We start from the raw sequence: 24435 nt of genomic DNA on the forward strand, positions 1-24435 counted from the left end.
GAAGCATGAAACGCGAGCAGGCTGTCCGGATCAACGACCACCTTCTTGACGCTTGCGCGGCACTGGACCAAGCCCGAATGGCTATTGCGGGGCTCGGCAAGGCCGAGCGGATCAAGCTAGAAGACAGCTTCTATGGCATCCTTGGCGCGCTGGAGGACGAGTTACTTCGGCCTGTCTACGAGCAGTACTCGGATCTCGAGCCTCCGGAGTCCGACCGCGAGCCATACGAATATATCTGCGAACTAACGTGGGACGAGGTGCACCTCCCGCCGGGAGTAACCGAGCAACGGCTCGACGAGATCATTTTCTCGGTCATGAAGCCGACGTGGCGGAAGACCGCGATGATAGCCACCCGTGCAATGAACCGCTGCAAAGAGCTTGGATTGCCGATCGACGACAAGATGATTGCGGCGCGATTGAAAGTGCTTTCGGTTTCCGATCGCATCGAAGGCATCGGCAATCTTCAGAGCTGGCTCCACAGCGAAGTGCGATTGAAGGACTAGTCTGTCAATTGGACCCGATCGGCATTCAGCCGTTCACCTGATGTCGCGCACGCTCTCAGCCCCGTCATTGCGAGCGTAGCGAAGCAATCCAGACTGCCTCCGCGGAAAGATCCTGGATTGCTTCGCTGCGCTCGCAATGACGGAGTTTGTGGCGGCTACTGTCCGCCCGCCAAACTCATCACAAACCGGCTGCCCACGATAAACAGATAGCAGCCGAACGCGACCTCCAGCGTGCGTTTCGACATCGCATGCGCCGCCCTCACACCGAGCGGCGCCGTCACGAGGCTCATCGGCATCACCAGCACGGCACCGATCAGCGAGACATAGCCGAGCGCGAACGGGATTTGCAGCGCTGTGACGGCCGGATAGGTCGCAGCCGCCGGCCAGCCGGCATAGATGTAGCCGAGCGCACCGGGGATCGAAATCAGCACCGCGAGCGCTGACGACGTCGCGACTGCCTGATGAATCGGCCGGCCGTAAAACGTCATCAGCAGGTTCGAGAACAGGCCGCCACCGATGCCCATCAGCGTCGACAAGATGCCGACGCAGAAGCCGTAGATGCGCATCAGCGGGCCCTGCGGGAGGTCGTCGCCGAGCTTCCAGGTCTCGCGCGCGAAGATCAGGCGCACGGCGGCCGAATACGCGACGCAGACGAACACGATCTTGAACAGCCGCTCCGGCGCGTAGCGCGCGACCACGCTGCCGGTGACGACGCCGATCAGAATCGGCAGCCACCAGACGCGCAGGATCGTCATATCGACGGCCCCGCGTTTGTAGTGCGCCTGGAACGAACGGATCGAGGTCGGGATGATCACGGCCAGCGAGGTGCCGACACAAAGCGGCATGCGCACCTCGAGCGGCACGCCGGCGATGCGGAAGCATTCGTAAAACACCGGCACGAGAATCGCGCCGCCGCCGATGCCGAACACGCCGGCGAGGAATCCGGAGAGCGCGCCGACTGCGATCAGCAGCAGCGCGAGCTCGACGAGCTCCTTCATATCAAGACCTGCAATCACCCGGACCTGCCCCGCAACTTCTCCGATTCGCCCCAACGGAATGAGCTGCGCGAGAAGCTGTAGGCGATCCGATTTGCGTGGTCGACACGCCGCGCCTTCCGGCTGGGGTGGAATGCAAGTTGCGCATATCCGCCGCCTGACGGAAAATCGATGCGCAAGGCGGAAATTGGAAAGGGGACATCGCCTGGCCGCGCCGCCTTGGGCGCTGTGAACTGACTGGTTCGAACCCTCGCAGCGGAGCGGTGGCTTAGAGCCGTTCCAATAGTGATTTCAATGCGCCTCGGCGGTCGCCGCAAAAGATGAATTATTATTCTATCCTTGGTCGGTGCACCATCGCTCTGGTATACCAAGCCCCTGATTGGCTTGTTGCATCAATGCCGTAGGGCTGAACGCCGGTTCGATTTATGGCGATTTGGTGATTGCGCAGGCCAAATCGACTCCGTAAATAGAGCCGACCTTTCGCGATCCCCGCGTGCCCTCTGCCGGGCCGCCATAAACATCAAAAGCCCATGACCGCACGGATCGAACGACCGCTTTCCCCACACATGCAAATCTACCGCTGGACGCTGACGATGGCACTGTCCATCGTCCATCGCGCCACCGGTATCGCCCTGTACGTCGGAACCCTGCTGCTGGTCTGGTGGCTGGTTGCGGCGGCCTCGGGGCCTGCCGCCTACGCCAATGTGCAGGCCTTCACCGGCAGCATCATCGGGCGGCTGATCGTGTTCGGCTACACCTGGGCGCTGATGCACCATATGCTGAGCGGCATCCGGCACTTCGTGTGGGACCTCGGCTACGGCTTCAAGGCCAATGAGCGCGAAGCGCTGACCTGGGGCGCAGCGATCGGCGGCATCGCGCTGACGGTGCTGATCTGGATCATCGCCTATATGATCGGAGGTGGACGATGAGCACAGCCGATACGCCGAAGCGCAGCATGCGCACCCCGCTCGGCCGCGTCCGTAATCTCGGCGCCGCGCATTCCGGTACATCCGACTTCTGGCGCCAGCGCCTGACGGCCGTCGCGATGGTTCTGCTGATGATCCCGGTGATCGTGGTCATCATGATGCTGCTCGGCCGCAACCAGGCCGGCGCCAAGCAGATCCTCGGCTCGCTGCCGGTCGCCATCATCATGCTGCTCTTCATCATCGCCAGCGCCTGGCACATGAAGATCGGCATGCAGGTCGTGATCGAGGACTACGTCCACAACGAGAAGCTGAAGCTCGTCTCGATCATGGCCAACAACTTCTTCTCGATCGCGGTCGCGCTCGCCTCGATCTATGCGATTCTCCAACTGTCATCCGGAGTGTAACCCATGGCCAACGAGACGAATGGCAAGGGCAAAGGCGCTCCCGGCACCAACGGCAAGGCCTATCCGATCGAAGACCACACCTATGACGTCGTCGTGGTCGGCGCCGGTGGCGCGGGCCTGCGCGCCGTGGTCGGCTGCAGCGAGGCCGGCCTGAAGACCGCTTGCATCACCAAGGTGTTTCCGACCCGCTCGCACACGGTTGCGGCACAGGGCGGCATCTCGGCCTCGCTCGGCAACATGCACAAGGACGACTGGCGCTGGCACATGTACGACACCGTGAAGGGGTCGGACTGGCTCGGCGACCAGGACGCGATCGAATACATGGTGCGCAACGCACCCGACGCGGTCTACGAGCTCGAGCATTGGGGCGTGCCGTTCTCGCGCACCGAGGACGGCAAGATCTACCAGCGTCCGTTCGGCGGCATGACCATGGACTACGGCAAGGGCCAGGCACAGCGCACCTGCGCCGCGGCCGACCGCACCGGCCACGCCATGCTGCACACGATGTACGGCCAGTCGCTGCGCCACGCGGCCGAGTTCTTCATCGAGTTCTTCGCCATCGACCTGATCATGGACGACCAGGGCACCTGCCGCGGCGTCATCGCGCTCAAGCTCGACGACGGTACGCTGCATCGCTTCCGCGCCCAGACCGTGATCCTCGCGACCGGCGGCTACGGCCGCGCCTACGCCTCCTGCACCTCGGCGCACACCTGCACCGGCGACGGCGGCGGCATGGTGCTGCGCGCCGGCCTGCCGATGCAGGACATGGAGTTCGTGCAGTTCCACCCGACCGGCATCTACGGTTCGGGCTGTCTCGTCACCGAAGGCGCGCGCGGCGAAGGCGGCTATCTCGTCAACTCCGAGGGCGAGCGCTTCATGGAGCGCTACGCACCGTCGGCGAAGGACCTCGCGTCGCGCGACGTCGTCTCGCGCGCGATGACCATCGAGATCCGCGAGGGGCGCGGCGTCGGCAAGAAGAAGGATCACATCTTCCTTCATCTCGACCATCTCGATCCCGCGGTGCTCGCCGAGCGCCTGCCGGGCATCTCCGAATCCGCCAAGATCTTCGCCAATGTCGACGTCACGCGCGAGCCGATCCCGATCGTGCCGACCGTGCACTACAACATGGGCGGCATCCCGACGAACTATCACGGTGAAGTCCTGACCAAGAAGGACGGCGACGACAACGCCATCATTCCCGGCCTGATGGCGATCGGCGAAGCCGCTTGCGTCTCCGTGCACGGCGCCAACCGCCTCGGCTCCAATTCGCTGATCGACCTCGTCGTGTTCGGCCGCGCCGCGGCGCTCCGTCTCGCCGAGAAGCTGACGCCGAACGCCAAGCAGCCCGAGCTGCCGGCGAACTCGTCCGACCTCGCGCTCGGCCGCCTCGACCATTACCGCTACGCCTCCGGCGGCACGCCGACCGCGAAGCTGCGCGAAGGCATGCAGCACGTGATGCAGAACAATTGCGCCGTGTTCCGCACCGGCGACATCCTGAGCGAAGGCCAGAACCTGATCGAAAAGGTCCACAGCGGCATCACCGACATCGCCGTGTCCGACCGCTCGCTGGTGTGGAACTCGGATCTCGTCGAGACGCTGGAGTTCGACAATCTGATCTCGCAGGCGGTGGTGACGATGGATTCGGCCGCCAACCGCACCGAGAGCCGCGGCGCGCACGCGCGCGAGGACTTCTCCGCGCGCGATGACAAGAACTGGATGAAGCACACGCTGGCCTGGCTCGACGACAACGGCAAGGTCAAGATCGAGTACCGCCCGGTTCACGACTACACCATGACCAACGACGTGCAGTACATCCCGCCGAAAGCGCGCGTGTACTGAGCGAACAGCGAAAGCCTCATCGAAATGGTTGAATTCGCACTTCCGAAGAACTCCAAGATCACCGGCGGCAAGACCTGGCCGAAGCCCGCGGGCGCGACCGAATTTCGCGAATTCCGCGTCTATCGCTGGAATCCGGACGACGGCAAGAATCCGAGCGTCGACACCTATTACGTCGACACCCATGATTGCGGTCCGATGGTGCTGGACGGCCTGATCTGGATCAAGAACCACATCGATCCGTCGCTGACCTTCCGCCGCTCCTGCCGCGAAGGCGTCTGCGGCTCCTGCGCCATGAACATCGACGGCCAGAACACGCTGGCCTGCACCCGCTCGATGCACGACGTGAAGGACGGCGCGGTGAAGATCAACCCGCTGCCGCACCAGCCGGTGGTGAAGGATCTCGTTCCCGACCTCACCAATTTCTACGCGCAATACGCCTCCGTCGAGCCGTGGCTGAAGACGACCTCGCCGACGCCGCAGAAGGAATGGCGCCAGAGCCACGAGGACCGCGAGAAGCTCGACGGTCTCTACGAATGCATCCTGTGCGCCTGCTGCTCGACCTCGTGCCCGAGCTATTGGTGGAACAGCGACCGTTATCTCGGTCCCGCCGCGCTGCTCCAGGCCAACCGGTGGGTGTCCGATTCGCGCGACGAGGCCACCGGCGAGCGGCTCGACAATCTCGAGGATCCGTTCCGGCTCTACCGCTGCCACACCATCATGAACTGCGCCAAGGCCTGCCCGAAGGGCCTGAACCCGGCCGAGGCCATCGCCGAGCTCAAGCTCAAGATGGTCGAGCGCCAGATCTAGGCGTCTTCATGCTGCGATCCCGGGCCAAAATGCCCGGGATGTTCTGCCGCCGGGTGATTTTGGGTAAAATCCACCCCAACTCGCGCCGCGGGCGAATCGACGCACTACAACCTCCGGTTCCCACTACAAGCCGCTTCCTTCAAAGCGTCAGATTCTAGTAAGCTTCCGGTCGGGGGACCGGAGCGACCGTGCAGGGCGCACAACGCAACTCGCTGAGACTCTTGCGGTGGATGATGGCCGCATCCCTGGCGCTGCCGATTGCGCTGTTCGCCATCGCCTCCACCATCTCCTACAATTCGACGCACGACATCGCCGACCGTGAGATCGAGCGCACGCTCGATGTCGCCCATGAGCACGCGCTCAAGGTGTTCGAGACCATCGATCGCAGCCTCGCCGAGCTCAACGAGGTCGTGCGCGACCTTCCCGACGACGTCATCCGGTCGCGGGAACCAGTGCTGCACCGGCGCCTGAGGCAGCTGACCGACGCGCTGCCGCAGCTCAAATCGGCCTGGATCTTCGACGCGAACGGAAAATCACTGGTCAACAGCCTAGCGTCACCGCCGCCGGATCAGAGCTTTGCCGACCGCGACTATTTCTATGCCCATGTCGATCAGAGCATCGGCACCTACATCGGCGTCTCGCTGACGCCGCGGCAACCCTACCAGGGCGCGCGCTTCTTCGGCGTCAGCCGCCGCCGCAACTCCGACGATGGCAGCTTCACCGGCGTGATCCAGGCGTCCGTGCTGCCGGAATATTTCGAGAGCTTTTACGCCAGGATCGGCACCGATCCCGGCAGCTTCTTTGCGATGGGACGTGCCGACGGCGTGCTGCTGGCGCATTTCCCGCGGCTCGATCGCCAGATCCAGCTCGATCCAAGCGGTCCGGTCGGCCGGAGTATCGCAGCCCATCCCGACCACGGGCTGATGACCATTGCCTGGCCACCGGACGGGATCGAGCGGCGCATCGGCTACCGGCGCGTCGCCGAATATCCGATCTATGTCAGCGCCGGCCTCGAGACGTCGGCGATCCGTGCACGCTGGCTCGCCACCACGAGCCAGCATCTGGTGTTCGGCGTGCCCGCGACAGCGCTGCTGTTCATCCTGCTGGCGTTCGCCTTCCGGCGCACCCAGCATCTCCAGCTTGAAGCTGCCAAGCGGCGCGAAGCCGAAGAGGCGCTCAAGCACAGCCAGCGGCTGGAAGCGCTGGGCCAGCTCACCGGCGGCGTCGCGCACGATTTCAACAACCTCCTGACCGTGATCCGCGCGTCCGTTGATCTCCTGAACCGCCCGCAAATCAGCGAGGAGCGGCGGCAGCGCTACATCACGGCGATCGCCGAGGCGGTCGCACGCGCAGCCAAGCTGACCTCGCAGCTTCTGGCTTTTGCGCGACGCCAGACCTTGAAGCCCGAAGTGTTCGACATTGGCGATCGCATGCAATCGCTGCGCGACATGCTCGCCACGCTGCTCGGATCGGCCATCGAGATCGTCACGCAGCTATCGGCCGAGCCCTGCCTCGTCAATGCCGATGCCGGCCAGTTCGAGACGGCCATCATCAACATGGCGACCAACGCGCGCGACGCCATTCAGGGCAAGGGCCGGATCGTCTTCACGGTGCACGCGGCGACGAATCTTCCGGACACGCTGGCGCACCTCTCGGGCAGCCACGGATTCGTCTGTGTCGCCGTCGGCGATAGCGGCATCGGCATTCCGGCCGCACAATTGGGACGCATCTTCGAGCCGTTCTTCACCACCAAGCAGGTCGGCCAGGGCACCGGCCTCGGCCTCTCGCAGGTGTTCGGCTTCGCCCGGCAATCCGGCGGCGAGGTAACCGTCGTCAGCGAGGTCGGTCAGGGCAGCACCTTCTCGCTCTATCTGCCACGCGTGCCGGCGGATCGTTTGCCCCGGAGCCAGGCGCCGACCACCGCACCGGCCGTCGCGGGCAGCGGCATGTCGGTGCTGGTGGTCGAGGACAACATCGAGCTCGGCAATTTCGCCGCCGACGGGCTGACCGAGCTCGGCTACAGCATCACGCTGGTCGACAACGCCACCGACGCGCTCACCGAGCTCCTCGGCGACCCCGATCGCTTCGATGTCGTGTTCTCCGACGTGGTCATGCCCGGCATGACCGGGCTCGATCTCGCGCAGGCGATCCGCGATCGCTGCATCGGCGTGCCGATCGTGCTGACCACGGGCTACAGCCACGCTTTGTCCCAGGACGGCGTTGCCGGCTTCGAGCTCGTGCAAAAGCCCTATTCGATCGAGGAGCTGTCGCGGATCCTGCACCAAGCGGCGCGGCTCAAACGCGTGCGCGACGGCGCCGCTGAATGATTGGGCCAGCGGAACCCGAGGGAACCGGCTGATTTGTCTCGCGTTATCCGGCCATGCAAAAGCCAGCCGCAAAGCACGAAAGTGTTAAGAAGCCGCCCATCGCCGACATCGAGGGCGGGGACGGCGACGAAATCGCGCCGCCGCCCGAAGTGGTCGAGCCCGACCCCGAGCTGTCGCCCGAAGAGGCCGAGCAGGCGCGCAAGGAATATCTCCTCACCCGCTTCTGGATCAGCGCGCGCGGCTTCTGGGCGCGCAAGGGCGACCGCCTCGCCTGGCCGTTCTCGATCGGCCTCGGCGTGCTCATCGTCCTGACCGTCGGCTTTCAATACGGCATCAATGTCTGGAATCGCGCGATCTTCGACGCCATCGAGAAGCGGGATGCGTCCACCGTCTTCCACCTCACCGCAATGTTCTTTCCGCTGGCGATCGGCAGCATCGTGCTCGGCGTCGCGCAGGTATTTGCGCGCATGGGCATTCAGCGGCGCTGGCGCGCCTGGCTCACCAACAGCGTGCTGACGCGGTGGCTCGCCAACGGGCGCTACTACCAGCTCAACCTCGTCGGCGGCGATCACAACAATCCGGAATACCGGATCGCCGAGGATCTTCGCGTTGCGACGGACTCGCCGGTCGATTTTCTCGCCGGCGTGACCTCCGCCCTGCTGTCCGCCGCGACCTTCATCGTCGTGCTCTGGACTATCGGCGGCGCGCTCACCGTCACGATCCGTGGATCGAGCATCACCATTCCCGGCTTCCTCGTCATCACCGCGATGCTCTATGCGGGCATCGCCTCGGGCTCAATCCTGGCGATCGGCCGCCAGTTCGTGCAGGTGTCCGAGGACAAGAACCAGGCCGAGGCCGATTTCCGCTACACGCTGACGCGCGTGCGCGAGAATGGCGAGAGCATCGCGCTGCTCGGCGGCGAGGAAGAAGAACGCGGCGGCATCGACCGCAATTTGACCAGCGTGCTGCGGCAATGGGCGCGGCTCGCCGGCCAGCACATGCGCACCACGCTGGTGTCGCAGGGCTCGAGCCTCGTTGCACCCGTGGTGCCGCTTCTGCTCTGCGCGCCAAAATTCCTCGACGGCAGCATGAGCCTCGGACAGGTGATGCAGGCGGCCTCCGCCTTCACCATCGTGCAGAGCGCATTCGGCTGGCTGGTCGACAATTATCCGCGGCTTGCGGACTGGAATGCCTGCGCCCGCCGCATCGCCTCGCTGATGATGTCGCTCGACGGCCTCGAGCGCGCTGAGCAGGGCGATGGTTTTGGCCGCATCAAGCGCGGCGAGACCAGCAACGAGACGATGCTGGAGCTGAACGACCTCTCCGTCACGCTCGACGACGGCACCGCCGTGGTTGGCGAGACCGAGGTGGCGATCGAGCCCGGCGAGCGGCTTCTGGTCGCCGGCGAATCCGGCACCGGCAAGAGCACGTTGGTGCGCGCTATCGCCGGCCTCTGGCCATGGGGCGGCGGCAGCGTCAATTTCCATCCAGACCGGCGGCTGTTCATGCTGCCGCAGCGGCCGTACGTGCCGTCAGGCAGCTTGCGCCGCGCGGTCGCCTATCCCGGCGCCGAGGACGACTGGACCGTCGAGGAGATTGGCGAGGCCCTGCACAGGGTCGGCCTCGACCATCTCAAGGAGAAGATCGAGGAAGAGGGATCGTGGGACCAGACGCTGTCCGGCGGCGAGAAGCAGCGCCTCGCCTTCGCGCGGCTCTTGCTGCACAACCCCGACATCGTCGTGCTGGATGAAGCGACCTCCGCGCTCGACGAGAAGAGCCAGGACAAGATGATGAAGATGGTCATCGACGAGCTGCGAGAGGCAACCATCGTCAGCGTCGCGCATCGCGTCGAGCTCGAGGCCTTCCACAGCCGGAAGATCGTGCTGGAGCGCCGCAAGGGTGGCGCAAAACTGGTCAGCGACATCGACCTGATCCCGCGCAAGGGCAAACGAAAGCTGCTCGGGCGATTCCTGCGGCAGCGCAAGCCGGCTGCGGAAAAGGCGGCGTGAGCGCCGTTGGAGTCCCCGGCAAAACCGGCTATGCATGCGCCGCCTGCAACGAGGATCGCCTGCTTGACGCCCGACAATGCCCTTTCGACCGCGCCATTCGGCGCGTTTGCGCCGAACGCAGCGCAGGCCGCAATCATTCGCCTCGCGCAAGGATCGGGGCTGAAGCGCGGCGCGTTCCGGCCGTGGATGTCGCGGCTGGTCAATCTGCTGCGCAGCGGCCCGATCGACGTGCAATATCAGGGCGCCTCGTTCCGATTCTATCATCAGGGCAGTGCGACCGAACGCGGCGCGCTGTTCAACCCCGACTACAATCTCGACGAGCTCGACTTCCTGCGCCAGCACACACAGGCCGGCGGCACCTTCGTCGACGTCGGCGCCAATGTCGGCACTTTTGCGCTGGTGATGGCGCGGCAAGTCGGCACCAATGGCAAAGTGGTGGCGATCGAGCCGCATCCGCTGACCTTTGGACGGCTCTCGTTCAACCATGCCGCATCGAATGCGACGCAGGTGCGCCTGGTGCAGGCCGCCGCGGGCGACAGCGACGGCGAGCTGATGATCGAGAGCGGCGGCGGCAATCTCGGCGCCACGCATGTCGTCACCGGCGCGGCCAGCCGTGATGCGATCAAGGTGCCATCGCTGCAGCTCACGCGCATCCTGGAAGAGGCCGGCGTCGGCCAGGTCGATTCGCTCAAGATCGACGTCGAGGGCTTTGAGGACCGCGTGCTGATCGGCTTCTTCCGCGACGCGCCGCCAGCGCTGTGGCCCCGCGCGGTCGTGATCGAGCACCTGTCACAAAACGAATGGCAGCAGGATTGTATCGCCGACATGGTCACGCGCGGCTTTACGATCGCGCGCAAGACGCGAAGCAATACGTTCCTGTCACGCTGACGACGAACCACGGAGGTTACGATGATCGATCATTTGGGTCTCTCCGTCTCCGACTATGAGGCCGCGAAATCGTTCTACAGCAAGGCACTGGCGCCGCTCGACTACAGCCTGATCATGGAAGTGACGGAGGAGCAGACCGGTCACGCTGCCGCAGCAGGCTTCGGCGCCGGCGGCAAGCCCGATTTCTGGATCGGCGGCGAGGGCGCGATGAACAAGCCGGTGCATGTCGCGATCCTCGCGAAAGACCGCGCGACGGTCGACGCGTTCCACAAGGCTGCGATGGCCGCAGGTGGCCGCGACAACGGGCCGCCCGGCCTGCGCCCGCATTATCACGCGAACTATTACGGCGCCTTCGTGCTGGACCCCGACGGCCACAACATCGAGGCGGTCTGTCACGTGCCGGAATAGCGCGGCGACTAAGGAACATCGGCGCGGCATCATCGTTGTCGTTCTCCTGACAACTGATCTTCGTGATGCCGATGCCGATTGAACCGCCCGAGATACCGCCATCGACACCCGGCACGCCCACCGAGCCACCACCCGGAATTCCGCCGGGCAATCCGCAACCTGAAATCACGCCGCCGGTGCGCGAGCCCGGCGAATCACCGCGGCCCGATGAATTGCCCGGCCGCATTCCTGAAGAGATTCCATCGCGCGGACCGAATGGACCGACCACGCCCAATCCTGCGACGGATGCCAATTCGTCGCAGGTCACATGTGAGACGAGCGATCACATGTGAGGCGATTGCAAGCTGCGCCTGAATGCGCAATGAACGTTGTTCGTGTCACACGATTTGCATGCAGAAATAAATCGCGACGCAATGTCTTCGCCCGCCACAATGCGGCCTAACGCGTATCCGTTCATTCCAGCACTTCGTCAAACCAAGACTCAAACCAAAACTTCGTCAAAGAACCTTCCGGGGAAGTTGAACCACATGACCAACCTTCGTTTCGTGCTGCTTGCCACAACGGCTCTGACCGCGATGCAATTTGCAAGCTCCGCATCGCATGCGCAAAGCGCGCCGCTCGTGGTCGCGCAGGCCCAGCCAGAATTGGGCCCTGACGGAAAACCGAAGCAGCCTCCGAAGGAAGCGCCGAAGGGTCCGCCGCCTGCTGCACCCAAGGCAGCACCGCCGGCGGCGCCGCCGCCTGCTCCGCCCAAGGCTCCGGCCGCGCCGCCCCCGGCGGCTGCCCCGCCGCATCCGCCCGCCGCACCTCCGCCGGCTGCAGCGCCGGCACGTCCGACGCCGCCGCCTCCCCCGGCCGCGCCGCCCCCGACTCATCAGGCTCCTCCGCCGCCCCCGCCGCCGCCTGCTGCACCCAAGGCTCCGACGCCGCCTCCGGCCGCGGCTCCGCAGCAGCATGCACCGACACCGCCGCCGCCTCCGGCGGCAGCCCCGCAGCAGCACGCACCAACGCCGCCGCCGCCTCCGGCAGCAGCCCCGCAGCAGCACGCACCGACACCGACTCCTCCGCCGCCGCCCGCGGCAGCACCGGTGCGTCCGGGTGCCCCGCCTCCGCCTGCTGCAGCCACACCACCTTCAGCGGGCCCTGCGGCACGGCCTGCGCCGGCGGCAACGCCAGCTCCGACCGCAACGCCCACCCCGTCGCCCGCAGCACCGGCAGCTCGCCCGGCCACGACACCTGCTGCTCCGACAGCCACACCCACACCGTCCGCGACGCCTGCGCCCGGCACCACGCTGCCCGGACGCCCCGGCGCCCCCCCGGCTGCAGGGTCACCGGCTCCAGGTGCCACGCCGGCGCCGGGTGGCACCCCGACGACGCCGGCCGGACGTCCGGGCGCTCCGCCGGCTGCAGGAACACCGGCTCCGGGTGCCACCCCGGCCCCGACGGCAACGCCGGCTCCCGGCGGCGCGGTGACGTCGCCGTCCGGACGCCAAGGTGGAACACCGCCGGCGGGCGCGCCCGCTGCCGGAGCTCCGCCTGCGTCACCGCAGGCGGGTGCCCTGCCAAGGCCCGCAACTCCACCGCCCGGCGTAGCGGCACCGAGTGTCGTCCCCGCCACGGCAGCCGCAGCACCGCCGCCCGACAAGGCGCAATACACGCCGCCGACTGTCACTCCGGCCTTCCGCGCAGCACCTACGACCACCACTCCGCTACCGCCTCCGCCGCGACCTCAACAGCGTGACCTGACGCCGCTTGCCTTCGGTGCTGGCGTGGTGGCCGGTGCCGTGATCGGCGCCACCATCGCCGACTACCGCAATCAGCGGCAGGAGGTCGTCGAAGGCGGCCGCACCGTCTACACCGAGCCGGATCGCATCATCATCCGCGACCCCGGCGGGCAGGAATATGTCCGCGGCAACGATCTCTATCGCTTCCGCTATGGCGCCCGCGACATCCGCACCGAGACCATCGGCGGCGAAACCCGCACCGTCGTGATCCGTCCCGACGGCAGCGAGGTGATCACCGTGGTCGGTCCGGACGGCTCGCTGCTGCGTCGAATCCGCAGGGACCCCCGCGGGCAGGAGCTCGTCATCATCGACAACAGCTATCGCGATCCGCGCGCGGTCGGCGGCTTCTATGTCGACGTGCCGCCGCCGGTCGTGAACATTCCGTACGATCGCTACATCGTCGATGCCCAGGAGGCGACGCCGGACGTGATCTACGAGACCATGGAGGCACCACCGGTGCAGCGGATCGAACGGCGTTATTCGCTCGACGAGATCCGCTACTCGCCGAACGTCCGCATGGCGATGCCGAGCATCGACGTCAACACGATCAACTTCGAGACCGGATCGTGGGTCATCCCGCCAGACCAGGCGGCGCGGCTGCAGGCGATCGCCGACGGCCTCAACCGTGCGATCCAGCGCAACCCGCGCGAGGTGTTCCTGATCGAGGGACACACCGACGCGGTCGGCAACGACGTCGACAATCTGTCGCTGTCGGATCGCCGCGCGCAGTCCGCGGCCGAATTGCTGACCCAGCAGTTCAATGTGCCCGCGGAGAACCTGACGTCGCAGGGCTACGGCAGGCAGTACCTGAAGGAGCAGACCGACGGCCCGAGCCGCATCAACCGGCGCGTCACCGTCCGCCGCATCACACCGCTGCTCAACGGCGGCCAGGCCTCGCTGCCGCCACCCCCGCCCGGCACCACGCCGCCGCGCTGAGGCGACACGCATAAATGCAAAATGGCCGGGAGCGATCCCGGCCAATTTTGTCTTCGATGGCCACCATCGAAGAAGCAACGTGAAGTCTTCACATCCAGATGGCCTGATACAGGACTTCTCTAATGCGCTTAATAGTGGCACCCCCGATGTAATCAATTTGATCCAGCTTGCGATCGTCTGTCGTCGCAAGTTGACCAACGGTCGTGATGCCTGCTCCCATCAGACGGTCAATCAAGTTGTCCGTGAGCCCGTACGGATAAGCCGGTGACTTACGCAACACAGTGACAGCCTTGTCTAAAATTGCGAGCCCATGCTCAACCGGCAGCACCGGGAGCTGCACATTATGAAAGGCTTGGCCGGATACATGGAATTCTGCGGGTTCCGGAACGGCCCCAATCCATTGGTCGATCATCTCAAAAGTGAGCCGCTTTGAAGGAACACTGTCCAAAAGATTGCATAAATTGATTGCGAATAGACCGGAAATACGGTCTCACTTTCCTTCATGCGACGGTAGGCTTCTATCAAAAGCGCGCTCTTCCCACTTCCGCGACCACCGCGCACCAGAACTGGACCATGCGCGCTCAACTTAGCGCGGATTTAGCAAGCCCATCAGCGGGCGGCTCGCCACAAATCAAATGCCCAATATCCGACATTTAAAAAACTTACCTCCAATTGATGGTGGGCCGCAACATATACGAGAGTTATTCACGCCTACAACCCCGCTCTCTTGCGCAGGCCGAAGGTGAGCAGACCGACGGCCCGAGCCGCATCAACCGGCGCGTCACCGTCCGCCGCATCACACCGCTGCTCAACGGCGGCCAGGCCTCGCTGCCGCCGCCTCCGCCCGGCACCACGCCGCCGCGCTGAGGCGACACGCATAAATGCAAAATGGCCGGGAGCGATCCCGGCCATTTTTGTTTGAAGTTGTTACGCGCGATGCTACGGCACATCGCACAATCGTAGGGTGGGCAAAGGCGCGTGAGCGCCGTGCCCACCATCACTATCGTCGTAGAAAGATGGTGGGCACGCTTCGCTTTGCCCACCCTACGAGAGCGCCGACTTTAATCCTTGTCGTTCTCGAGCTTGAAGATCTGCGAGCCTTCGCTGCCCGACAGCAGTCCGGTCTTCGAATAGAGACCGAGCTTGGCCCGCGTATCGGCGATGTCGAGATTGCGCATGGTGAGCTGGCCGATGCGGTCGGCCGGCGTGAAGGCGGCGTCCTCGACCTTCTCCATGCTGAGCCGTTCCGGCGCATAGGTGAGGTTCGGGCTCTCGGTGTTGAGGATCGAATAGTCGTTGCCGCGGCGCAGCTCCAGCGTGACCTCGCCGCTGATCGCGCGCGCAACCCAGCGCTGCGCGGTCTCGCGCAGCATCAGGGCCTGCGAGTCGAACCAGCGGCCCTGATAGAGCAGACGTCCGAGGCGCATGCCGCTGATGCGGTACTGCTCGATCGTGTCCTCGTTATGGATGCCGGTGACGAGACGCTCATAGGCGATGTGCAAGAGCGCCATGCCGGGCGCTTCGTAGATGCCGCGGCTCTTGGCCTCGATGATGCGGTTCTCGATCTGGTCGCTCATGCCGAGGCCGTGGCGGCCGCCGATCGCATTGGCTTCGAGGAACAGCGCGACGGGATCGGCAAAAGTCTTGCCGTTCAGCGCGACCGGCTGGCCTTCCTCGAAACGCACCACGACCTTCTCGGCCTTCACAGCACAATCGTCGCGCCAGAACGGCACGCCCATGATCGGGTTGACGATCTTGATGCCGCTGTCGAGGCTTTCGAGATCCTTGGCCTCATGCGTGGCGCCGAGCAGGTTGCTGTCGGTCGAATACGCCTTCTCGGCGCTCATCTTGTAGGCGAAACCCTGGGCGGTCATGAACGCCGACATCTCGGCGCGGCCGCCGAGCTCGTCGATGAACTGCTGATCGAGCCAAGGCTTGTAGATGCGCAAGGACGGGTTGGTCAGCAGGCCGTAGCGGTAGAAGCGCTCGATGTCGTTGCCCTTGAAGGTCGAACCGTCGCCCCAGATGTTGACGCCGTCTTCCTTCATCGCCGCAACCAGCATCGTACCGGTGACGGCGCGACCCAGCGGCGTGGTGTTGAAATAGGTGATGCCGCCGGTCGAGATGTGGAAGGCGCCCGACTGGATCGCGGCGATGCCTTCGTGGACGAGCTGCATGCGGCAATCGACCAGCACGGCCTTCTCGGCGCCGAACGCTTCCGCCTTGCGCGGGATCTCGTTGTAATCGGCTTCATCGGGCTGGCCGAGATTGGCGGTATAGGCGTAGCAGCGCGCGCCCTTCTGCTTCATCCAGAGCAGCGCCGCGCTGGTATCGAGACCGCCCGAAAACGCGATGCCGACTTTCTCACCCTTGGGCAGGCTTTTCAGGATCGTGGTCATGGCGCTTCCAATCGGGTCTCAAGGGGCTGATGGCAAGGGGCTGATGGCTAGTGGTTTGACCGCGCGAATATCAAATTTCGCGAGGCTCGGCACGCATTTAATGGCTCAAATCGACGGCGCGGGGTCCGTCTTGCCGCCGAACAGGCGCAGGCGGAGCCGGTAGGCAGGCATGTTCAGCCGGGTCAGGGCGGCATCGACCGCCTCGTCCGAAAACCGGGTCCGCGGCCAGCGGTAGATCAGCGCATAGCCGAACCAGATCACGATGAAGGTCACGAGGCCCGCGGTCGCGACATCGGTGAAGAAGTGCCCGCCAAAGGCCATGCGGAGCCCGCTGGTCGTGGCGCCGAACACCACCGCGCCGGCATAGGCGAGCGGCCGCCATGCCGGTGGCGCCAGCGCAGCCGGCGCCAGGGTCCAGAACGCCGTCGCACCCTCGCCCGAGAAGAACGAGCAATTGCGCGCACAATCGCCGCGCGGATCCCACCACGCCACGAACTGCTGGTCGCCGGCAAACTCGGTCACCACCACCGGTCGCGGCCGGCCCCAATAGGTCTTGAAGGTGAGGTTGGTGAGAATGCCGGCCGACAGGATGATCGTGACGAGCAGGAACACGATCGCACGCCCCGACACCATCAAGGGACGATCGGGCCGGATCATCTTGACCACGAGTGCGACCAGCGACGGCAGCACGAAGGCCCAGGAGACCCACATCGCAGCGTCTCGCGCAATGCCGGCCCAGCCGTTCAGCTTGAGCGGAAAGGTTTTGGTATCAGGATCGAAGAACAGCGCGGCGAGCTTGAGATCGAGCTCGGGATAGAGGCCGAAAACGACGCCGATCACGAGCCACAGCGCCAGGGCGATGAAGAGTCCGGTACGGTTCATGGCGCGCGGTTTAGCGGAGGCAAGCGAGGATGAAAACCCCGGAATCGGGCGCGGCTCACCGCGCGTCCGGCCTTGAATTCAACGGCAGCGGCGGAGGCGGCTGGAGCGGGGGCGGCGGCTGGCGCCAGGCGCCGGCATTGCGGCCGGCGACCAGCCAGTAGGCGACGCCTGCGACAATGCCCGCGCCGGTCATGATCTCGAGATGACGCCGCACGATGCCTTCGAATTGCAACGTGTCGGAGTGGAAGGGAACGAGGCCGAGATAGCAGGCAAGCCCAACCACGCCGCCACAGACGGCATAGGCGAGCGCACTGCGGATATAGAGCGCTTCGGTCACCGCGACGATCACCGCGGCCGGCACCAGCGCGAAGCCCGAGACGAAGATAAAGCCGAAGCCGAGCAGGATGTCGATCGTGCCCTGGTCGACCGGACCGGCGCCGAGATCGGAAAATTCCGGAAACAGCAGCGCGCCAACGACGATCATGCCACCGACGAAACAGGCGGCGAGAAAGCCGATGAAGATGACGATGAGGCGGCCGATCAGGGACATGACACCAAAACTACCACTGCCGTCATTGCGAGGAGCACTTGCGACGAAGCAATCCAGAGTGCTTCCGCAGTGACAGTCTGGATTGCTTCGCTTCACTCGCAATGACGAGGAGGCGAGAGCGCGCACATATCTGGCTAATCCGTCATCGCCATGGCGCGCAACGCCTGGCGTTCACGGGCGGACAGCTTTTCCGTCTCCGACTTGAGCTGGCCGCAGGCGGCGAGGATGTCGCGGCCGCGCGGGGTGCGCACCGGCGAGGAATAGCCGGCGTTGAAGATGTATTCGGAGAATTTTTCGATCTGGTCCCAGTCCGAGCATTCATAAGCCGTGCCAGGCCAGGGATTGAACGGGATCAGATTGATCTTGGCGTGAATGCCCTTGAGCAACTTCACCAGCAGCTTTGCATCGTCGAGCGAATCGTTGACGCCCTTGAGCATCACATATTCGAAAGTGATGCGGCGCGCATTGGAGGCGCCGGGATAGTCGCGGCAGGCCTGCAGCAGCTCCTTGATCGGATATTTGCGATTGAGCGGCACCAGCTCGTTGCGCAGCTCATCGCGCACCGCATGCAGCGAGATCGCGAGCATGACGCCGATCTCCTCGCCGGCGCGCACGATGTTCGGCACCACGCCCGAGGTCGACAGCGTGATGCGACGGCGGGAGATGCCGATGCCTTCATTGTCGCCGACGATCAGCAGTGCATCGCGCACCGCATCGAAATTATAGAGCGGCTCGCCCATGCCCATCATCACGATGTTGGTGACGCGGCGCGTGCCGTCCTCGCGGTCGGCCCAATCATTGAGGCGATCGCGCGCGACCATGATCTGGCCCACGATCTCGCCGGCGGTGAGGTTGCGCACCAGGCGCTGCGTGCCGGTGTGGCAGAACGAGCAATTCAAGGTGCAGCCGACCTGCGAGGAGACGCAGAGCGTGCCGCGATCGGTCTCGGGGATGTAGACGCACTCGACTTCATGCGCCTTCTCGACATTGTCGCCGCTCGGCAGCCGCAGCAGCCATTTGCGCGTGCCGTCGTTGGATATCTGCTCGGCCACGACTTCGGGCCGGTCAACCGTGAAATGCTGCGCCAGTTCGGCGCGAATGCCCTTCGAGACCGAGGTCATGTCGTCGAAGCTCTGGGCACCGCGGAAATACATCCAGTGCCACAATTGCTGCACGCGCATCTTGCGCTGCGCGGGCGCGACGCCGATCTCGCCGAGGCGATCGGCAAGCTCGGTGCGCGACAGACCGATCAGCGATGGCTTCGCCGGCGGCACATAGGTTTCGAGTGGAGTCTTCTCCACCAGGATTGCGTCGCGCGGCTCGGTCGTCGGTTGCATTGGTTGCCTGATATCTCTCGTCATGCCCGGGCTCGTCCCGGGCATCCACGTTCTTTTCGCCCGTGGCTAGCACGTGGATGGCCGGGACATCTGATGCGAAGACGCGCTTCGCGCTCCAGCCCGGCCATGACGGCTGTACCTTTGGGATACCCCTAATATAGCAACCGGAACCGCCGATTGCGACCGTGGCTGTTGCTTAGCCCTAAAGGCTTGAGCCCGCAGCCTTAACGCCTGCAATCTTATCGTCGGCAGTCTTATCGTCGGCAGTCTTGCGAAATCCGGTCGAGCGCCTGGGCGAGGCCCTTCAGCGAGAACGTGTCGGTCGTCTCCGTCCCCTTGGCCGAGACGCCCTTGACCACGAGATCGGCGGATTTGCGCATGGCCTCGACCATCCGCTCCTCCTCGGCTGCATTCTTGATCCAAAGGCCGTCGCCCTGCGTGTACATCGCAAACGCAGCGCCACCGACCTCGACGGAGGATTCCGAGCCCGGCTTCAGCGCATAGCCGATCATGACCGAGACTTCGTTGTTCACCTTCTCGGCCGGGCGGGTCGAGACGAAGGCATAGGCGGGATCGCGTGGCCGGTTCGGCGGATTGGTCTTCGACGACGAGGGCTTGGCCAGCGCAAAGCAGACCTTCTTGCCGTTGGGCGTCGCCGAATAGGCGCCCCAGGTGCCGAACTGGCCGATCAGGGTCGGCTCCGCGCCACCCGCAACCGCCGCGGGAACGGCCGCCGGCTTGCTCTCGGGCTTGGCTGCCGTCTTGGCGGCGGCAGCGGCTGGCTTGGCCGCCGCCTTCGGCGCCGGTTGCGTCGTCTGCGCCCACGCGGAATCGGTGATTCCACAGGCTGTCACGCCAGTCATCAAAGCTAAAATCAGCACCCGCCACATGCTGGAGTGGTTCCCTCAATATTGTGACTGGAAGATGGCCCGGCCGTGCTTTGTCCCCGTCGCAGGGATAACCGGGAAAGTCCAATTTGGGAAGGCAGTTAGCGGGTCAGCCTTTGGATCGCGCGGCGCGCTGCTCGGCCCATTGTGCCTCGGTCCAGCGCAACAAATCCTCGGCGCCGGAACTGCGCAAATGGGCGCCACCGTCGATCACCACCATCTCACCGTTGATATAGCCGGCGCGGTCCGAGACCAGGAAGCTGGCGAGATCGGCGAGCTCGCTGTGCTCGCCGGTGCGCCCCATCGGGTTTCGTGCGGTCCAGCCTTCGTCGCGGCCCTCGGGGCGGAGCTGGCCCGATGCGCCGGCGGTCGGGAACGGCCCCGGTGCGATCGCGACGGTGCGGATGCCCTTCGGACCCCACTCCACCGCGAGGCTTTTGGTCATCGCCAGCACCGCCGATTTCGCCATCGCCGAGGGAACCGTGAAGGCGCGACCGGTGATGGTCGAGGTCGAGAGGATCGAAAGCACGACGCCGTTGTGCTTGCCGTCGATCCAGCGCTTGCCGGCGGCGAGCGTGCAGTACATCGCGCCATGCAGCGTCGGCGCGAGGATCGCGTCCGCGGCGCGGAACGACAGATGCTCGCTCTGCGCGATGAAGGTCGCGGCAGCATTGTTGGCGAGGATGTCGAGCGGTGCCTCGCGCCAGATCGCATCCATCATGTTGTCGACGGCTGCACCATCGCGAACATCGCACGCGATGGTCGTGACCTTGCCGTCGGTCTGCGCGCGCATCTCGCTCGCGGTTGCGTCGAGCCGGTCGAGCTTGCGGCCGCAGATGATGAGCTCAGCGCCGAGCGCGAGAAAGCGGCGCCCCATCGCGGCGCCGAGGCCGGAGCCGCCGCCGGTGACGAGGATACGCTTATCCCTGAGCAGACCTGTTTCAAACATCGTTTGAATCCTCGCTGTTTCCACACACGCCGTCATTGCGAGCGAAGCGAAGCAATCCAGAATCCGTCCTGCGGAAATAGTCTGGATTGCTTCGCTGCGCTCGCAATGACGGGAGGATAGGCCGAACATAGCATCGAGCAAAGAATCCGGATTGTCGGACCGAGCTAAATCCGGCAGAAACGGCCAAACTATAATTCGCTGAAACGCCAAGTTCTCTCAAGAAGGTGCCGCCATGAAAGCCATCCTCTGCTCGCAATATTGCCAGCCCGACGATCTCGTGCTCGCTGACGTGCCGGATCCGGTGGCCGGTCCCGGCGAAGCCGTGATCGCGATCAAGGCGGCGGCGCTGAACTTCTTCGACATCCTGATGATTCAGGGCAAATACCAGATCAAGCCGCCGTTCCCGTTCTCGCCGGCCGCTGAAGTCTCGGGCGTGATCGAGAGCATCGGTCCTGGTGTCACTGACCTCAAGGTCGGCGATCGCGTAGTTGCCTCCTGCGGCCATAACGGCGCGCGCGAAAAGATCGCGCTGCCGGCGGCAGGAATCGTGAAGATTCCCGACAATCTCGACTATGACCGCGCGGCCGGCATCATCATCATCTACGGCACCGCACTGCATGCGCTGGAAGATCGCGCGAGCCCGAAGCCGGGCGAGACGCTCGCGGTGCTCGGCGCTGCCGGCGGCACCGGCCTCGCTGCCTGCGAGCTCGGCAAGCTGATGGGCCTGAAGGTCATCGCCTGCGCCTCGTCGGACGAGAAGCTCGAATTCGCGAAGGCCCACGGCGCCGAGCTGACGCTGAACTACGGCAAGGAAGATCTGAAGGAAGGCTTGCGAAAGCTCACCGGCGGCAAGGGCGTCGACATCATCTTCGATCCGGTGGGCGGCGCCTATGCCGAGCAGGCGCTGCGCTCGATTGCCTGGGAAGGCCGCTTCCTCGTGATCGGCTTTGCCGCCGGCGACATCCCGAAGATGCCGCTGAACCTCGCGCTGCTGAAGGGCTGCGACATCCGCGGCGTGTTCTGGGGCGCCTGGACCCGGCAGAATCCGGAGAAGAACCGCGCCAATCTCGAGAAGCTCGTGAAGTGGACCGCGGAAGGAAAGATCTCCTCCCATGTCGACCGCACCTTCCCGCTGGCGCAGACCGCCGACGCATTGAAGGTGCTGGCGGGACGCCAGGCCATGGGCAAGGTGATCTTGCACCCGTGAGGATGCAGTGCTGTCGCCACATACTCAACTGTCATCGCCCGGCCTTATGCGCAATTGCGCATCAGGACCGGGCGATCCAGTACTCCGAGACGGTCGTGGCTCAATCGATGGGCCGTGGCGTACTGGATGCCCCGGTCAAGCCGGGGCATGACAGTGTGCTGGTTGTATCCCCGTCAACCATCGCCGCCGAAATTGCGGTGCATTCCCCTGCACCGCCCTAATCAAACCCAACTATTTCCCGATTCGCGCAAACCGCCGTCGTTTTTTGGGCTGATTCAAACTGCGTTTTACCGGTTCCATTTGCGGGACACTTCTGGACAAAAGCAAGAAAACTGAAGCCGGGAATGCCCCTGCGTTGCGTAGTAATGGGGAGCATCACCATGGAGACGACGGCGTATCGCCCGTCGAAGGAGTCGAGGGCGTTCGACTCCAATCGAGCCGCATCACATCCGCCGACCGCGTCCTTTATCCGTGCGCGCGCCGCGCGGGCCGATCTTTCGCAGGACGATCCAATTCCACTCTTCTTGTCCGATCCGCTCGGTGCGCCGGACCCGCGCGAATATGCGCCAGTGGAGTTGCGCTCCAGAATTGTCCCGCGTGCTCTCGCGGCCGTTCTGGCGGCGTCCACCCTGGCAGTTCTGGTCACACTGTTTCAGTCCGACTTTCGCGGCCTCTTGGCCGCCAATGCCGGTAGCTGGGCGGGCATCGCGCCGGACCAGGCCATGGCGTCGGCCAGCGCGCCGGCCGTACCGCAGACCCCGCTCAAGGATCCGGCCCGTGTGACCAACACGAGACTGGCGAGCGCCGACACGCAGGATATCCCTGCACCGTCAACGCCGAGCCGCGAAGCGATTGCGACCGCCTATCAGACGGCGCTGCAAGCCCAGGCACCCGCGCCCGCACCCGTCGCGGCGCCACCTGCACCCCCTCCGCCCGCCAAGACGCTCGACGCCGACACGCTGGCCGGGCTGATGACGCGCGCGAAGAGCCTGTTGAAGATCGGCGATATCGTTGCAGCCCGCTTGCTGCTCGAACGCGCGGCCAATGCACAGGATGCAACGGCGGCACTCCTGCTGGCGCAAACCTATGATCCGGCGGTGCTCGGCACACGCGACACGCGAAGCGTCAATGCCGACGCTGCCGCGGCGCGTGACTGGTATCAGAAAGCCGCAGCGCTCGGATCGTCCGAGGCGGAACAGCGCCTCGCTCTTCTCTCGAACTAGACCACTTCAGGGGACATCATGCGTAACGCTTTGGGAATGGCGCTTGCCGCCATCATGACCATCTGTGCCTTCGCGGCACGCGCCGAACAGACCGAATATGATCCGGCAAAAGTCTCGGACGGCCTGAAGGCGATCTTCCAGTTCGGCTCGACCTCGACCAAGCAGGCGCTGAACGCCAACACGGTCACGCTGATCACCGGCACGATCGGCGGCACCTATGTGCAATTCGGCGCCGACCTCGCCTCCGTGCTCGACGACGGCAACAAGATCCGCGTGCTGCCGATCGTCGGCCGCGGCTCGGTGCAGAGCGTCGCCGACATCCTGTTCTTGCAGGGCGTCGATCTCGGCGTGGTGCGCGCCGACACGCTCGACTATCTCGAACGCAAGGGCTTTGCGAAAGACATCAAGCGGCAGTTCACCTATGTGACGAAACTCTACAATGAAGAGATGCAGGTGATCGCGCCGAAATCGGTCGCGACGCTGAAAGACCTCGAGGGCAAGACGGTGAGCGTCGACCTGCCGAACGGCGGCACCTTCGTCACCGCGCTCACCGTGTTCGAACGGCTCGGAATCAAGGCCAAGTTCGTCTATGTCGAGCAGCGCATCGCGATGGAGAAGCTGAAGGCCGGCGAGATCGATGCCGTAATCGTGGTCGGCGGCAAGCCGTACAAATCGGTCTCGACCTTCGGCAATGACGGCCGCTTTCACCTCGCAAAGGTCGACTATGCCAAGCCGCTCCAGAACGACTATCTGCCGGCGACGCTGACGCCTAAGGACTACCCCAACCTGATCAAGGACGGTGAGAGCGTGGACACCATCGCGGTGCCCGCCGTGCTCGCGGCCTATAATTGGGCGCCCAACACCGAGCGCTATCGCAAGATTGCGCTTTTCGTTGACGCGTTCTTCACCAAATTCCCCGCGCTGCAGAACCCGCCGTTCCATCCCAAATGGAAGGAGGTTTCGCTCGCGGCGCCCCTGTCCGGCTGGAACAGGTTGCCGGTGGCGCAGCAATGGCTCGACCGGCACGGCGTCGAGCCGGTGACGCAACAGCGCTTCGAGGCATTTTTAAAGCAGAGCCCCACGGCCGCAAAGGTGTCCGACGCAGACAGGGAAACGCTGTTCAGGCAATTCCAGGCGTGGGACGCGGAGAAGGCGCGGGCGGAGAAGAAGTAGCG

Annotated in this window: 23 protein-coding genes and 1 pseudogene; 15 read left to right on the top strand and 9 right to left on the bottom strand. The window is 64.6% G+C overall.

Annotated features, from left to right (window positions below; translation table 11 throughout):
• The first annotated feature begins 5 nt into the window (after positions 1–5).
• Complete coding sequence (locus V1280_RS29490) at positions 6–503, top strand: DUF3658 domain-containing protein (protein ID WP_334532521.1); 498 nt, start codon at positions 6–8, stop codon at positions 501–503.
• Positions 504–658: 155 nt separating this feature from the next.
• On the opposite strand, the gene V1280_RS29495 is transcribed toward V1280_RS29490, so the two are convergent.
• Positions 659–1519, bottom strand: a complete 861-nt coding sequence (locus V1280_RS29495; RefSeq protein ID WP_334532524.1) for a sulfite exporter TauE/SafE family protein — start codon at positions 1517–1519, stop codon at positions 659–661.
• Between the two features lie 509 nt (positions 1520–2028).
• Here V1280_RS29495 and sdhC point away from each other — a divergent pair.
• The 9 genes from sdhC to V1280_RS29540 all read left to right on the top strand — a co-directional run bounded on the left by sdhC (position 2029) and on the right by V1280_RS29540 (position 11438).
• The gene (gene sdhC / locus V1280_RS29500; RefSeq protein WP_334532526.1) at positions 2029–2427 is read left to right on the top strand and encodes a succinate dehydrogenase, cytochrome b556 subunit; all 399 of its coding nucleotides are present in this window, start codon (positions 2029–2031) and stop codon (positions 2425–2427) included.
• Positions 2424–2828, top strand: coding sequence for a succinate dehydrogenase, hydrophobic membrane anchor protein (gene sdhD, locus V1280_RS29505; RefSeq protein WP_334532529.1), 405 nt, complete (start codon positions 2424–2426; stop codon positions 2826–2828). The genes sdhC and sdhD overlap by 4 nt, the downstream gene beginning before the upstream one ends.
• A 3-nt stretch (positions 2829–2831) precedes the next feature.
• Positions 2832–4667 carry a succinate dehydrogenase flavoprotein subunit gene (gene sdhA, locus V1280_RS29510; protein ID WP_334532532.1) on the top strand — a complete coding sequence of 612 codons (1836 nt, stop codon included), beginning with the start codon at positions 2832–2834 and terminating at the stop codon, positions 4665–4667.
• 24 nt (positions 4668–4691) lie between these two features.
• The gene (locus V1280_RS29515; protein WP_334532535.1) at positions 4692–5474 is read left to right on the top strand and encodes a succinate dehydrogenase iron-sulfur subunit; all 783 of its coding nucleotides are present in this window, start codon (positions 4692–4694) and stop codon (positions 5472–5474) included.
• Between the two features lie 188 nt (positions 5475–5662).
• Positions 5663–7801 (top strand): ATP-binding protein, encoded by a 2139-nt coding sequence (locus tag V1280_RS29520; RefSeq protein WP_334532538.1) that lies wholly within the window; start codon positions 5663–5665, stop codon positions 7799–7801.
• Positions 7802–7854: 53 nt separating this feature from the next.
• Complete coding sequence (locus V1280_RS29525) at positions 7855–9810, top strand: ABC transporter ATP-binding protein/permease (RefSeq protein WP_334532541.1); 1956 nt, start codon at positions 7855–7857, stop codon at positions 9808–9810.
• Positions 9811–9873: 63 nt separating this feature from the next.
• The gene (locus V1280_RS29530; RefSeq protein WP_334532544.1) at positions 9874–10698 is read left to right on the top strand and encodes an FkbM family methyltransferase; all 825 of its coding nucleotides are present in this window, start codon (positions 9874–9876) and stop codon (positions 10696–10698) included.
• A gap of 21 nt (positions 10699–10719) precedes the next feature.
• Positions 10720–11106 (top strand): VOC family protein, encoded by a 387-nt coding sequence (locus V1280_RS29535; RefSeq protein ID WP_334532547.1) that lies wholly within the window; start codon positions 10720–10722, stop codon positions 11104–11106.
• Between the two features lie 71 nt (positions 11107–11177).
• Positions 11178–11438, top strand: a complete 261-nt coding sequence (locus V1280_RS29540; protein ID WP_334532549.1) for a hypothetical protein — start codon at positions 11178–11180, stop codon at positions 11436–11438.
• Positions 11439–11559: 121 nt separating this feature from the next.
• Here V1280_RS29540 and V1280_RS29545 read toward each other — a convergent pair whose 3' ends face one another.
• Complete coding sequence (locus V1280_RS29545; protein WP_334532551.1) at positions 11560–12363, bottom strand: hypothetical protein; 804 nt, start codon at positions 12361–12363, stop codon at positions 11560–11562.
• Positions 12364–12575: 212 nt separating this feature from the next.
• Here V1280_RS29545 and V1280_RS29550 point away from each other — a divergent pair, with 212 nt between their 5' ends.
• Positions 12576–13826: an OmpA family protein gene (locus tag V1280_RS29550; protein ID WP_334532553.1), complete on the top strand. Its 1251-nt coding sequence runs from the start codon at positions 12576–12578 to the stop codon at positions 13824–13826.
• 88 nt (positions 13827–13914) lie between these two features.
• Here the strand turns inward: V1280_RS29550 and V1280_RS29555 are convergent, their stop codons facing one another.
• On the bottom strand, positions 13915–14238 hold the full coding sequence (locus tag V1280_RS29555; RefSeq protein WP_334532556.1) for a hypothetical protein: 324 nt from the start codon (positions 14236–14238) through the stop codon (positions 13915–13917).
• A gap of 332 nt (positions 14239–14570) precedes the next feature.
• Between V1280_RS29555 and V1280_RS46905 the strand changes: the two are divergent.
• Positions 14571–14693 (top strand): annotated as a pseudogene (locus V1280_RS46905) (OmpA family protein); the annotation flags it as partial.
• Positions 14694–14887: 194 nt separating this feature from the next.
• Here the strand turns inward: V1280_RS46905 and argG are convergent.
• From argG to V1280_RS29590, 6 genes are all read right to left on the bottom strand, one after another.
• Positions 14888–16225: an argininosuccinate synthase gene (gene argG, locus V1280_RS29565; RefSeq protein ID WP_334532561.1), complete on the bottom strand. Its 1338-nt coding sequence runs from the start codon at positions 16223–16225 to the stop codon at positions 14888–14890.
• Positions 16226–16330: 105 nt separating this feature from the next.
• On the bottom strand, positions 16331–17107 hold the full coding sequence (locus tag V1280_RS29570; protein WP_334532564.1) for a phosphatase PAP2 family protein: 777 nt from the start codon (positions 17105–17107) through the stop codon (positions 16331–16333).
• A gap of 55 nt (positions 17108–17162) precedes the next feature.
• Positions 17163–17657: a hypothetical protein gene (locus tag V1280_RS29575; RefSeq protein ID WP_334532566.1), complete on the bottom strand. Its 495-nt coding sequence runs from the start codon at positions 17655–17657 to the stop codon at positions 17163–17165.
• 134 nt (positions 17658–17791) lie between these two features.
• Positions 17792–18994, bottom strand: a complete 1203-nt coding sequence (gene rlmN / locus V1280_RS29580) for a 23S rRNA (adenine(2503)-C(2))-methyltransferase RlmN (RefSeq protein WP_334532569.1) — start codon at positions 18992–18994, stop codon at positions 17792–17794.
• 254 nt (positions 18995–19248) lie between these two features.
• Positions 19249–19884, bottom strand: coding sequence for an invasion associated locus B family protein (locus V1280_RS29585; RefSeq protein ID WP_334532572.1), 636 nt, complete (start codon positions 19882–19884; stop codon positions 19249–19251).
• A 106-nt stretch (positions 19885–19990) separates the two neighbouring features.
• Complete coding sequence (locus V1280_RS29590) at positions 19991–20830, bottom strand: SDR family oxidoreductase (protein ID WP_334532575.1); 840 nt, start codon at positions 20828–20830, stop codon at positions 19991–19993.
• A gap of 232 nt (positions 20831–21062) precedes the next feature.
• Between V1280_RS29590 and V1280_RS29595 the strand changes: the two genes are divergently transcribed.
• From V1280_RS29595 to V1280_RS29605, 3 genes are all read left to right on the top strand, one after another.
• Positions 21063–22037: an NADPH:quinone oxidoreductase family protein gene (locus V1280_RS29595; RefSeq protein ID WP_334532578.1), complete on the top strand. Its 975-nt coding sequence runs from the start codon at positions 21063–21065 to the stop codon at positions 22035–22037.
• 380 nt (positions 22038–22417) lie between these two features.
• Positions 22418–23260 (top strand): hypothetical protein, encoded by an 843-nt coding sequence (locus V1280_RS29600; RefSeq protein WP_334532581.1) that lies wholly within the window; start codon positions 22418–22420, stop codon positions 23258–23260.
• 18 nt (positions 23261–23278) lie between these two features.
• On the top strand, positions 23279–24433 hold the full coding sequence (locus V1280_RS29605; protein WP_334532584.1) for a TAXI family TRAP transporter solute-binding subunit: 1155 nt from the start codon (positions 23279–23281) through the stop codon (positions 24431–24433).
• Positions 24434–24435: the final 2 nt, after the last annotated feature.

The organism is Bradyrhizobium sp. AZCC 2230, assembly GCF_036924495.1.
Classification (GTDB): Bacteria; Pseudomonadota; Alphaproteobacteria; order Rhizobiales; family Xanthobacteraceae; genus Bradyrhizobium; species Bradyrhizobium rifense.